The 12,511-nt window shown below is 36.1% G+C and carries 11 protein-coding genes; 1 reads left to right on the top strand and 10 read right to left on the bottom strand.

What is annotated here, in order from left to right; all coding sequences use genetic code 11:
* Positions 1-5: 5 nt before the first annotated feature.
* From LEP1GSC049_RS215795 to LEP1GSC049_RS215815, 5 genes are read right to left on the bottom strand one after another with little or no spacing between them, the layout of a single operon-like run.
* Entirely contained in the window at positions 6-2,144 is a 2,139-nt protein-coding gene (locus tag LEP1GSC049_RS215795; RefSeq protein ID WP_004762523.1) for a chemotaxis protein CheA, read from the bottom strand.
* 10 nt (positions 2,145-2,154) lie between these two features.
* Positions 2,155-2,511 carry an STAS domain-containing protein gene (locus LEP1GSC049_RS215800; RefSeq protein WP_004752535.1) on the bottom strand — a complete coding sequence of 119 codons (357 nt, stop codon included), beginning with the start codon at positions 2,509-2,511 and terminating at the stop codon, positions 2,155-2,157.
* Between the two features lie 7 nt (positions 2,512-2,518).
* Complete coding sequence (locus LEP1GSC049_RS215805) at positions 2,519-2,881, bottom strand: response regulator (RefSeq protein ID WP_000821665.1); 363 nt, start codon at positions 2,879-2,881, stop codon at positions 2,519-2,521.
* Positions 2,882-2,893: 12 nt separating this feature from the next.
* The gene (locus LEP1GSC049_RS215810; protein WP_004762524.1) at positions 2,894-4,156 is read right to left on the bottom strand and encodes a response regulator; all 1,263 of its coding nucleotides are present in this window, start codon (positions 4,154-4,156) and stop codon (positions 2,894-2,896) included.
* Complete coding sequence (locus LEP1GSC049_RS215815; RefSeq protein WP_004758933.1) at positions 4,119-6,314, bottom strand: PAS domain-containing sensor histidine kinase; 2,196 nt, start codon at positions 6,312-6,314, stop codon at positions 4,119-4,121. Before LEP1GSC049_RS215815 ends, LEP1GSC049_RS215810 begins: the two co-directional genes overlap by 38 nt.
* On the opposite strand from LEP1GSC049_RS215815, the gene LEP1GSC049_RS2000000229060 reads away from it, so the two are divergent.
* Positions 6,285-6,512: a hypothetical protein gene (locus LEP1GSC049_RS2000000229060; RefSeq protein ID WP_004758850.1), complete on the top strand. Its 228-nt coding sequence runs from the start codon at positions 6,285-6,287 to the stop codon at positions 6,510-6,512. The two genes, LEP1GSC049_RS215815 and LEP1GSC049_RS2000000229060, sit on opposite strands and share 30 nt — an antisense overlap.
* A 266-nt stretch (positions 6,513-6,778) precedes the next feature.
* Here LEP1GSC049_RS2000000229060 and ispH read toward each other — a convergent pair whose 3' ends face one another.
* The 5 genes from ispH to LEP1GSC049_RS215845 form a co-directional block, all read right to left on the bottom strand.
* Positions 6,779-7,717 (bottom strand): 4-hydroxy-3-methylbut-2-enyl diphosphate reductase, encoded by a 939-nt coding sequence (gene ispH / locus LEP1GSC049_RS215825; protein ID WP_020779398.1) that lies wholly within the window; start codon positions 7,715-7,717, stop codon positions 6,779-6,781.
* A 179-nt stretch (positions 7,718-7,896) separates the two neighbouring features.
* On the bottom strand, positions 7,897-8,427 hold the full coding sequence (locus tag LEP1GSC049_RS215830) for a DUF1564 domain-containing protein (RefSeq protein ID WP_004762519.1): 531 nt from the start codon (positions 8,425-8,427) through the stop codon (positions 7,897-7,899).
* Between the two features lie 615 nt (positions 8,428-9,042).
* On the bottom strand, positions 9,043-11,187 hold the full coding sequence (locus LEP1GSC049_RS215835) for a TonB-dependent receptor plug domain-containing protein (protein ID WP_004750139.1): 2,145 nt from the start codon (positions 11,185-11,187) through the stop codon (positions 9,043-9,045).
* Entirely contained in the window at positions 11,166-11,867 is a 702-nt protein-coding gene (locus LEP1GSC049_RS215840; RefSeq protein WP_004750124.1) for an HmuY family protein, read from the bottom strand. The genes LEP1GSC049_RS215835 and LEP1GSC049_RS215840 overlap by 22 nt, the downstream gene beginning before the upstream one ends.
* Positions 11,868-11,889: 22 nt before the next feature.
* Positions 11,890-12,468, bottom strand: a complete 579-nt coding sequence (locus LEP1GSC049_RS215845; protein WP_004750153.1) for an LIC20153 family lipoprotein — start codon at positions 12,466-12,468, stop codon at positions 11,890-11,892.
* Positions 12,469-12,511: the final 43 nt, after the last annotated feature.

The raw sequence follows: 12,511 nt of genomic DNA, 5'->3' as shown, positions 1-12,511 counted from the left end.
AATTTTTAACCCGTTTTAGCCGTCAAATCCTTGTTTTTATTTAGTTCTTGATCCCGGATGGAATTGTATAAACCGGGAACGTCTAGTATAAAAGCGATTTCTCCGCTTCCTAAAATTGAAGTGCCGCTGAAACATTTGATGTTTTTGAAGATTTCCGCCATAGGACGGATCACGGATTGAACTTCTCCATGAAGGTCGTTGACTATAATTCCGAAAGACTTATCTTCATATTCTAAAATTAGAATATTCTCTTTTTCGAAAGAATTTGATTCTAAACAAAGAAACTCAGAAAGATGAAGTACAGGAAGGAGTTCTCCTCGAAGGTTCATGGTGCCAGAAGACGAACCGTTTAAGATTACCTTAGATTCTACGGTTTCACGAACCATCTGCATTGGTACAATAAAGTAAAGACTATAAGCTTTTACTAAAAAACCGTCGATGATTGCGAGGGTCAGAGGCAGGCGGATCAGAAACGAACTTCCTTGATCTTTTAGAGTTTGGATCTGAACGGTTCCACGGAGAGATTCAATGTTTCTCAAAACAACGTCCATTCCTACACCTCTTCCGGAAAGGTTGGTGACTTGATCCGCGGTGGAAAAACCGGGTTGAAAAATCAGAGAATAAATTTCGGATTCGGATAAGTTTTGATCACGAGTAATCAATCCTTTGGAAATCGCTTTTTCTAAGATCTTATCGCAGTCCAGACCTTTGCCGTCGTCATTGATTTCGATTAGGATACTACCAGTACCATGACTCGCTTGTATCTTCAATTGTCCGGTTGCGGGTTTTCCTTTTCTAATTCTTTCTTCCGAAGTTTCTATACCGTGATCTAAAGCGTTTCTTAGAATGTGAACGATAGGGTCCGAAATCTTTTCGATTACGGAACGATCCAATTCCGTTTCGCCGCCAATAATTTCTAATTCAACTTGTTTGTTCAGTTCCTTGGAAAGATCTCTTACTACACGTTTATACTTCTCAAACAGATCAGAGATAGGAATCATTCTAAGGCTGAGAGCAAATTCGCGAATTTCTGTCACGAGTCTGTAAAGAGATTCTGAACTTTCGATCAATTGTAGATTTTCAGAATCTGATATTTTTCGACTGAGATTCGCTTCTTGAGTGATCAACTCTCCAACAAGAGCGATTAACGTGTCTATTTTGGAAGAATCCACTCTCAGCGTTTTTGTTTGTAACTTGATAGAATCGGATTCTTTTTGATTTTCGATGGAGGTGGAAAGTTGTTCCGTTTGAGTGGTATGTGGGATATTTAAGTTTTCGGAAGTATATGATAATTTTTGAATCTCTTCCGGTGTGAGTATTTTTTGGATTTCGAGAGCGTTTAAATATGCTTTTTTCCCGAAAGGAAAATCGTTGTAGTTCTCCATAAAAAGATTCAGACTACATCCTGGAGCCAGAATTTTAAGATAACTTCCTTCTTTTAAAAATTGGAACGTAGAATGGATCTCTTCTCCTTTGGAAGGGGATTCATACGAAATTTCGAAACCCAGATGAGAATGTTCCGGATTGAATTCAGACCAATTGGGAATCGAATCCGGATAAATAAAAATATGTTTCACCTTTCCTGATTGAGATAGATATTTTATAAACGTGGAAGGATCCAGTCCGGATTCAAAAAGATGAATATTAGGAATCAATGTAATTTGCCAAAAAGTAGAGTTAGAATGAAAGTCAAGCTGATTTGAAGATGTAGGTTGGTTTTGTATTACTTCGTACTTTTGTGGATTAGAAGTATCGTCTAAGATCAGTTTTTTAGCCAAAGAAAGTAAATTAACTTGATTACGCGAAGTTTGAGAATCTACGATCAAAGTTTCTCCAACACCTTGCAAAAGATTACGAATATGATCACAGGCTAAAAATAAAAATTCAATTCCTTCTTTTGTAAGATTTTGTTTGTTAGAACGAATTTTATCTAAAAAAGATTCCACTTCGTGGGTGAACTTTTCGATCGGTTCGTAACCGAACATTCCCGAAGTTCCTTTGATTGTATGGATCGCACGAAATACGGAATGAATCCCTTCGTTGTTTTTAGAATCTTTTTCCAAAATTAAAAGGTTAGATTCCATAGAAGAAAGCAATTCTTCTGACTCAGATATAAACGTATCTCTAACTTCTGAAAGATCCATAGTTTAGTATTTAACCTTTTTGTTCCGGGATTTCTTCTTTGGAAGGCAGGATCGAATCTCTAAAAAAGTCGGAGAGATTATAGAGGTCGATCAGACTTAAAACGTTATTACTGAAATTGACAAACCGGACTTGTTCGTATTTTGTCAGAGCTACTTTTTTAAAAGAGAGAAGAATCTGTAGACAGGAAGTATCTATCTTTTGGATTTTGAAAAGATCGATTTCTAAAACTGCTGCGGAATTTTTAAGGATGAGATTTATTTTCTCTTTAAATTCGGACGCTTCGTAAATCGTAAGTTCGTCTTCTATTCTGACCTTTAATGTCGGAACATCGGACTCCTGAAAATCTGTATATAAAGAAAATGGCATATACAATTTAAGGTAATAATTTATGGATCGTCTGGACCAGTTCTTCGGGAGAGAATGGTTTTGTAAGCCAGGCCCTCGCGCCTGCGGCGATTCCTTCGTTTTTGACTTCCGATTGAGATTCGGTAGTAAGCATGATGATCGGAGTGAATTTATTCTTAGGATCTTTTTTAATTTCTTTTACGAATGTGATCCCGTCCATATTAGGCATGTTCATGTCACTTACAATCAGATCTACTTTATCATTTTGTAATTTATCCAAACCATCTTGGCCGTCGACCGCTTCTAAAATATCGAAGCTGGAATTACTTAGGTGTAGGCTGAGAATTTTTCTAAAAACCGCCGAATCGTCTACGATTAGAATTCGTTTCATGTAAACATCTCCTTAGGAAACCAAAGGTATAAAAATTTCAGCGAGAACACAAAGACTTACGTTTTCGGAAGTATGATCGTTTGCGTTGTGGATAAAAAATAAACCGTGATGTTTACGAACGATATGATCCACCGCGGTCAGACCTAAACCTAAGCCGAATTTTTCTAAATGGCTTACGTTTTCGACGGGGGGATAAATTCTAAAAAAAGGTTGGATTACTAGTTGTTCGAACTTTTCTGGAATTCCTCCGTACGGTTTTTCATCCACTCTATTTTTAAAAGTAATACAGAAATAACTCTGATTGATGTTCGTAAAAATATCGATCGTTGAATTGAAAGAACAGTATTTGAACGCGTTTAGAAACAGTTCTTCCATCGCAAGGTATAAAAGAGAAAGGTTTACGTTTATCTTATGTTCTTTTTTAAAAACCGGAAGTTTGACTGAAACCTTTTTAGATAAAAGAAACGAATCTATACTTTCGGGAAGATCTTTGGTTTTTTCTAAAATTTCTTTAGTAGAAATTGTATTAAATTCGAAGTTTTGATCGATTAGATTTAACAGTTTTTCAAGACCAAGGAGCATATTCTTAGTCACTCGATTGTTGGTAAGAAGAAGATCTAAAATTTCCTTATCAACTTTATAAAAGTTTCCTTCTTGGATTTTAACGGAATCAATCATATCCAAAAGACTAGTCATGGAACCGATGCCGCTACCTTGGGAAAGAGAAGTTTTTAAACTATGAATCGAGTTTTTTTCAAGAGATTCACTGTCCGATTTACGAATCGTTTCCTTATAGGTAAGCCATTCGAGCTGATTTTTTAGTTTTTGATTTTCTATCTCGGCGAGATTCTCCTCCATGTTTTTTAGAAAATAATAGTTTAGTGCTTTTTGTAGAATCTTGAGAAAAATTTCTGGATAAATTGGTTTTAGAATATAATCGAAAACTCCTAGTTTCATGATCTCTATGATTTTTTCGTTGCTGTCGATGGCCGTTTGAACGAGTACAATCGCGTTAGGATAAATCTCTTTGAGTTTAACTAAAAAGGAACGTCCATCCATTACAGGCATCATCAAGTCCAGAATAAAAATGGAGTATTTCTTATCTTCGATTCGTTTTAGAGCCTCGGCTCCGTTAGGCGCAACCTCGTGTTTAACACCAAGTTCATCGCATAAACTTTCCAGAAGAATGCAGTTTTCTTTTTTGTCTTCGACGATCAAAATAGGATCATTCGGAATTTTACGAAGAATATTCTTCTTTTTCAGTTCGATTTCCAAGATATATCTCCTTTTCAATTTCGATTAAAATCGATTTCAATTTATCTAAAGAGAACGGGTTTTGGATCGTATAGTTTGGAAAGAAAGGAAGCAGATCTTCCTGAAAAGGAAGCGGAATATCCGCGGTTTCCAAAAGAATCAAATGTCTAAAATTGGAATCCTCATTTAGAAGCGATCTTAAGAATTTAACAACTTCCGTTTCTTCCAAAAGCAAACGTGTATCATATAGCAATATTCTATGTGGATCGAGGCTTTTTTGTGGTATTTTGGAAAAATCTTTCATGGTACGGAAAGAAATGAATTCTTGTGAGTTATGTATGAAATATTTTTCAATTGCTCTATCATAAATCCTATCTTGGATAGATAACAGAATTGGAATGGATTTAAGATGGAAAGGATAGGGGGATTCTTCCGTTTCTTGAGAAAAGAAACTGGAAATATTCGGATTTTCTAAACGAGTGAAAAACGGAAGAAAAACAATCAATTTACTACCTTTACCGAGTTCGCTTTCCACTTCGATGGAGCCATGATGGGCCTCCACGATTTTTTTAACAATGGGCAGGCCGAGCCCACTTCCTTCATAGGCGGCGCGGTCTTCTCCTTTTACTTGGTAGAATGTTTCAAAGATTTTAGAGATTTCTTCTTTAGGAATTCCGATTCCAGAATCCTGAACTGTAAGTTGGAAATTATTTTCGAGTTTATGTAGAGTGATTAAAATCTCACCGGTAGAGTTTGTAAACTTGATCGCGTTTCCAAGAAGATTGAGAATCACTTGTCGAATTCGTTTCGGATCCGCTCTAGTTTCGAAGTTGGAGTCTTTAGGAAAAAACTCGAAAGTCATTTCGATTTTTTTTGTGATCGCTTCTCCTAAAATCATTTCTACCGAAGTAGAAATCAGTTCTTTGAGATCGAAATCGGATTCGTTGAGTATTAGTTTGTCCGCTTCGATGCGGGAAAGGTCCAGTATATCATTTATGATGTTTAGTAAATGAACCCCTGAATGAAAGATCAGATCTAAGTAACGGTTTTCTCTTTCCATTCCTTCCGGAAATTGTATCAATCTGGAAAATCCAATGATAGAATTAAGAGGAGTTCTGAGTTCGTGACTCATATTTGCCAGAAATTCCGATTTGGTTTTGTTTGCTTTTTCCGCCATTTCTTTTTGAAGATTCAATTCTTCCGTTCTTTGATTTACTAAGACTTCTAATTTTTCTCTATGAACTTTCAATTCTTCTAATATGTTTTTTCTTTCTAAAAAAACGCTGATCAAATCCACGAAGGTTCGAATCGTAAATATTTCTTCTTTGATTATATTTGTAGTCTTAAAATTCTCGAATCCTGCAAATCCAAACCATTCGTCGGAAACAAATAGAGGGATTAAAGTTACGGAACAGATTTCCCTTTGATCGAAAAATTTTTTTTCGTTTTCGGGAAACTCTGATAAACTTCCCTGCAGATAACCTCCTGATGAAAAAACTTTTTTCCAACGGGAGTAATTTTGATTGTAAACGATGGATTCTAACGCCGGAATTTCGGAGGTTTCTAAGGAAGGATCGTTCACTTCCAGATAAAGTTCCGCCGAATCTGCGTTTTCGGAATTTTTGAAAAGATAAAGTCTTTCAGAATCTAAAAAGACTAAAAATTGTTCCATTGCGTATTTTAGAATTTTAAGTTCTACTGAAGTAGAGAGAAGAATTTGTGTAGCCGAGGTGATTCCCATTTCCAGACGGAGGTGTCTCGTAACGGATTCTCCTTTTTTTACTTTTTCAGTGATGTCTCTTTGTATGGAGATAAAACATAGTATATTTCCGGAAAAGTCTCGAATTGCGGATATACGCCATTCCACATGATAGGGACTTCCGTCTTTTTTATAGTTGATCGTTTCTCCCGAAAAATCCTTTCCTTGAGTTAGGGACTGTTTTAAGTCCCTCATAATTTTTCGATTTGTCAAAGGGCCTTGTAAGATTCTAGGAGTTTTGCCGATTAAATCTTCTTTTGTATAACCTGTCATCTTACAAAAAGCTGGGTTTACGAAAAGTATCTTCGGTCCGGGAGATTCCAATTGTGTGTCTGTGACTAACATAGAATCCGAAATTTGATTTACCAGAATTTCATAAATTTCTTGTGAATGTTCGAAATTAGTTCGGTTCGGTTCCACGGCGAATGTAAAATCCTGAATTCTATAAAAAGATCAATAATTTTATTATTTCGGAAGGTTTTAAATATTAAAAAAGTAAAAAATTATAAAATGATACTAGGTAATTCGATCGAATTTGCTTCTATAAAAACGGGAAGAGGTTGTTTTATCGGTTTAGTTGAATGTAGGAACTATCACAAACTACGATTTTACGGATAAATTCTGAAAATGTATGGAATTCTTGCTTTTAGAAAATTCGCTCTAATTTTCTTACTAACCCTATAAAATTAAATGTCTTAAATTTTTACCGTAAACTGATTCTAAAACAACGTATTGGATATTTTATTATATAATTCTGAATCACTTTCAAATAAACCGATTGTAAAAATAGGTTTTTGTAAGTTTGGTAAAAGAAATCTATTTTATAGATTCTTTTTTCCGGAAAAGTAAAATGTGGGAGTTTATACAATACAAACGAACTTTTTTTAACTGAGTAAAATTCCGGGAAGTTTAAAACTCATAGAGTCATCCCTAGAACCCGGAAATAATTCAACATCAGCATTTGGATAAAATACCTTTAACTTAGAAATGATTTCGTCTACGAGAACCTGGGGAGTGGACGCGCCTGCGGTCAATCCTAGAATTTTAATTTTATTATTTTGAATGTATTCTTTGGAAAGGTCATCCGCTGCAGACACTTTAAACGAATGAGGTTTGGATTTTTGTGCAAGTTGTAAAAGTCGCAATGAATTAGAACTGTTGTCGGCTCCGATTACAAGCATGGCATCAATTTGATCCATCATCAAGGAAACCGCTTCTTGTCTTTCCGTTGTAGCGTAACAAATATCATCTTTAGCGGGGTGTTCTACGAACGGAAATGTCTTTGATATTTGATCTATTATATTTTTAGTATCTGCTACTGAAAGTGTGGTTTGCATTAAATACGTCAGGGGTTTGTTCGGATCAATTTTATTTTGAAGCGAAACTACGTCTTCCGGAGATTCTACAAGAAACATTTCCGCTTCTCCCATGGTACCAATCGCTTCATCGTGTCCTTCGTGTCCTATATAGATGATTTGGTGTGTATCTTTAATTTTTCTGGCTTTGCGATGTACTCTTGTAACAAGAGGGCAGGTAGCGTCTCCAATTTTCATTCCTCTGTGTTTGGCAGCTTCCACAACGGAAGGTGCTACTCCATGTGCTGAAAAAACGACTGTGGCTCCGTCGGGCGCCTCATCCAGATCGTTGATAAAACGAATTCCCTTTTTTTTCATATCTTCCACAACTCGACGATTGTGTACTATCTCCTTACGGACATAGATTTTTTCTTCGGAATTCGCCTGTACTTGTTCTACATAAGAGATTGCGTATTTTACGCCGGCACAAAACCCTCTTGGGTTGGCTAAATAGATCTTTTCTAACATTTTTAGCTCCGTTTTCAATACCATTCTAATTCTTTGCTTCAGACAAAGAATCAAAAAATCATTTGTTTCTTGGGCTTTTCGTTTTCTAAAATTTTGATATTTCATTTTTGTTTTAGAATTTTCGACCTAGCTTTTTTTGGGATAAATTAGAGTTTTTTGATATTGGATCTGGATGCTTCTTATTCTTTTAGATAGTATGGATATTTATTCGTCATTGGGTTTGGTTCAAATTGTAATTCTCTCGAAATGAGATTTTGTCTCCTGTCAATTTTCCAGATCATTTTGTAAGTCCAGTGAAAGCTAGGAACTCCTGGGTTTAAACTTTTCACAAAAAAATCCTCCTTTCCACCCAGGTCCTCCAACCAAAGCATATAATTAAAAAGATAACATCTCGAAACACCATGAGCCGCCGCTAAAACACCTAAAGTCGCCCAAACACCAGTATGAACCCGAATACTAAACTTTTTCATTTTACCAACGCACCGATTGTATTTGATTTTACCCGCCCGATCATGAAGGCGTTTCATAGAAGCGATCTGCTTCGAATATTTCCTCAATAAAAAAGGAAGTTTACCCCGAAGAGCTTTTCTTTCTTGAAAATTCAAACGATTCCAATAAACATCTGGAACCAAAAGAGAATCCGTTCCAAACGAATCTTCTACCAAAGCAGATTCAATTTTTTGACCGTCATCCAACAAAAGAATATCCATACTAGAAAACGGTTCTTCGAACTTTCCAACCGGAACGATTTATAGAAAAAAATTTAAAAGAAACAAAATATTTTAACGTGAGTTTGTAGAAAAATCTACAATTCACTTTTCTGAAAAAAGTTGAAATCTGAAATTTATAAATCATTTCTAAAAATGTAGGAACTCATACTTTTAGAAAATTCTATCTTATACCGAACTCACTATAGTTTAACATGAACTCTGGAGAGAATCTCTTAAAAAGTAGTTCACATATTTTTAAAGTTTTATAATAAAATAACTTGTAACAGCTCCCACATTGTACTACTTGGATGTATTCATAAATATTATGATAAAGTGTAGGTTAACGTAATTTCGATAAAATCCAACGTGAAAGCGATTGAGGTGTAGAAAAGCTCAACAGAACACTTTCCTAAAGGTCGCGTTCTAAATTGAAACTAAAGACAAAATATTAGATTTCTTTCATACAATTTATTGACTGGAACTGAAAGCGTGGTCCGGATTCGCCAGATTTTCTTACGTCGAACTCACGTTAAACTAAGGTTCGCGAGGAATATTTCAAAAGTATTTTTTTAATTTATCGAATGCAAATTAATGAACCAAACTTTGAAAAAGAAATTAAAACTGCGCGGAAAATCCACCGTAATAAAATCTAGGTCGAGTGGGGTTATAAGCTAGTTCGTATTGATTGAGTAAGTTATCTATTCCCAAAAAAAGGGCAAAGTGTTTGTTGAAAAATTTCTGTTCAATTCTTACGTTTAAAATTGTAAACGGTTTTCCGTAAATCACGGGAGGATTTTCATTCAATTTAACTTCGCTGGGAATATAATCCTGTCCTGCCGCTGAAAGATTGTTAGTCGAACTATAAAACGGTCTTTTGTCTAGATGTTTTCCTCTCAGGTTAAATTGAAATCCTCCGGGGGAATTGTAGATGAAGTTTGCGGATGCCTGATGAAGCGCTCTTCCTTCCAAAGGTCTATTCGAACTTAGATCTCTAGTATCTGTATGATTGTATCCTAATTCAAGAGTGAAATATTTTAAGAATCTATATTGAACTCCAAATTCCCCTCCTCTTGTATAAGCCTTTGCGATGTTCTGTAATTGAAATTCCGCAAACTCTCTTCCTTTGTTCGAATCGAATTTATACTGAATTAGATTGATAATATCGTTTCGATATACACTCAAAGAAAAAGTCAAAAAACTAAAAGGACTATATTCCAAATCCGAGTTGATTGTAATTGATCGTTCTGGTTTCAAATTTGGATTTCCTTCTACAACATAACCTACGGCTGGATTTTCAAAACGAAGATATAATTCCTGAAAACTGGGAGGGCGAAAGCCTCTTCCATAACTCGCTCTCCAAACTAAGTTCTGAAAAATATCATAACGGGCTGCAAGTTTAGGAGTTGTTTGATTTCCAAATTGAGAATCATCGTCGTATCTTACTCCTGGTACTACTCGAATCCTAGGAGAACGAGAAACGGTCCACTCGTCTTGAAAAAATACCGCCTTTCTAGTTCTATATACATACCTACTTTGTAATCGATCTGATTCTAATTCATTCGCAAAGGATTCTGCACCTACTGTGATAAAATGTCTTTCGGAAGCTTCCATGTCTAATTGAACGGTTCCCTGGGAAGTCAATTCGGAGTTCAATTGTTTTACATCTAATTCGTCCGAACCTCTTTGATTGTTATAGTACTTGTTTTCCCATTTGGAAATATTTCCTCGAAAAGAAATTAGATTTCTTTTTCCAAATCCGTATTCTAAAGAGCCAGTAGCTAAAAAGTCGTGAGTCTTATTGTTACGATCAAAGACCGCTTTGGATTGAGTTACATCCACTCCGTTTTGATCTCTATGTTGATAAAGAATTCTAGTTTTACCTTTGAATTTTCCGTCTGGATTGAAGGTAAGATTGATGCCTGTGTTTAAGTCTTGATATGCGTTCCCAGTAGTCGCCTGAGAATTCGGAACTAATCGATAACCGGGGTTTTTATTGTAACCCGCGGAAACCGCACCACTCACATACTCGTTTCTAAAACCCATGTTGGCAGTGGTATTAAATTCTCCTTCGGTGTTGAAATTTTTTCTGCTTCCATTACCGTAAGTGGTTCGCATTTCATAGCTTAGTTTTTTATCCGCTTCTCTCGTAATTAAATTAATTACTCCTCCGATTGCGTCTGCTCCGTATAACGCCGATGAGGCCCCTTTTACAATTTCGATTCTTTCAATATTCTGAACTTTAAATCTACTAAGATCCACAGCATTATTTAAACGTCCGGAAATTCTTTCGCCATCAATAAGGATCAAAACATACTGGGAATCTAAACCGAGCATTCGAACCCTAGAACCTCCGAAGAAAGGTACCACGTCAATTCCCAACTGGGTTTCTAAAACTTCCGCCGCATTTCTAGCGCCGCTTGCTTCTATCTTTTTACGGGAAATGACTTCGGTAGCGACCGTAGAATCCTTAAGTCTTCTTTCTCCTCTAGAACCTGTGACCACGATCTGTGATTCTTCCGGAACGATTTGTCCGTTTTGACCATTCCCGCTGTCCTTTTTAGAATCGTCAGTGATCGGGTTCTCCTTCGTAGTAATTGTGTTTGGCGATTTTTTTTGGGTAACTTTATTTTCTATCTTTGTATTTTCATCTTGGGCTTGGATAGAAACATAAAAAAGAAACAAAAATAAAACGAACGAAAAAGAACGGCTCAAGTGGGGGAAAAACATATTCAATTTATTTAATATTGTATTTGTTTCCATCGAATGGTTGGATGGGCCGAAGTGCCTTCGGAGTTATAATAACCAGTAATTTGAAACAAATAGTATTCATTCCCCGTGTTGGAACGGATTACAAAAACCTTATAATTAGGTTGTAAAAAAGCGAGACTGTAGTTGAACCATTTATTAAGTACATCATTGCCTACGTAATTTGTTTGAATTCCTCCACTTGCAAGTTCGGATACGTTTGTATCGGGAGAAAAAGAAACATTTGCACAACCCAAAGCGGTAGAAGTAGACGACGCTGCAATCTCAAAATTGGTAACTACGGGATTGGCCATACAAGCCCCACCTTGTCCTTCGGAATGTGTGAGCCCGCTATTGGTTTGAAGCTTAAATCTTTGAAAACCTACGTCCCAACCTCCAGACACATCCGGAACAAAAGCTTGGGATTTGTCGGCAAAATTATATTTGATCCAAACGTCATACGAAACGGACCGGATGTTTGTAGTGAAAGAACCATCTCCATTTGGTTCTGTAGAAATGATTTTGGACCGAGTAGATTCTTCGATTTGTTTTTGTAGATCGAGAAGCGCTTGTTTGAACGCGACCTCGTTTTGATCGACGGCGGGATGTTGTCTTGCACAATGAAATAGAATGAAAATCCCGAACCAAAAACAGGTATATTTTAAAAACTGTTTAAGGATCGGGAATTGGTTCATTTTATCGATAAAAATCTAAATTTTACTGTAATTGAAATGTGGTCGTAGGAGGTTCTGCGGTTCTACTTGCAAGATAAAAAACGAAGTAGTAATCCCCGCCTTTTGTAGCATTTAAAGTATAAGTGTAAGGACCATCTCCAACTGTAGAACCATATTGACCTTCGCTATTTGTTGTGTAAGTCGATCTTGTAGTATCTTGGCTAGAATCGGCAAGTGGACAAGAAGAAGTATTATAAATCAAAGGTGCGTTTTCATTATTGGAAGTTCCTTCATCAAAATCAGCAACATTTCGTCCGGTAAAAACGATTCTAGTTCCATTGACAGCGCCTGTCACTTTTACGGCTGCAATAGAATGATTTACAAACGGAACCTTACCGTAAACAAGAGTTTGAACGGAAGTAGTTGCGGTCATCGCAGGCAAAGAAGCGACTTTTCCCTTTACGGTTGCCGAACAGTTATAACTAGATGAACCCGAAACTAAACCGACCAAAATTAATAACGGATCTATATCGTCTTTTTTGTCGTCTTTACAATTTAAGAATACACTAAGAATCAAACTGAAAATGACTGCTGTATTTGTATATTTTTGAATTTTTCTCATATTGAACTCCTTTCCTAATTTTGGATTATCTTGAAAACGTGAA

The sequence above is a fragment of the Leptospira kirschneri serovar Cynopteri str. 3522 CT genome (assembly GCF_000243695.2).
GTDB classification, from domain to species: Bacteria; Spirochaetota; Leptospiria; order Leptospirales; family Leptospiraceae; genus Leptospira; species Leptospira kirschneri.
This window is presented reverse-complemented; position numbering and strand designations above follow the sequence as displayed.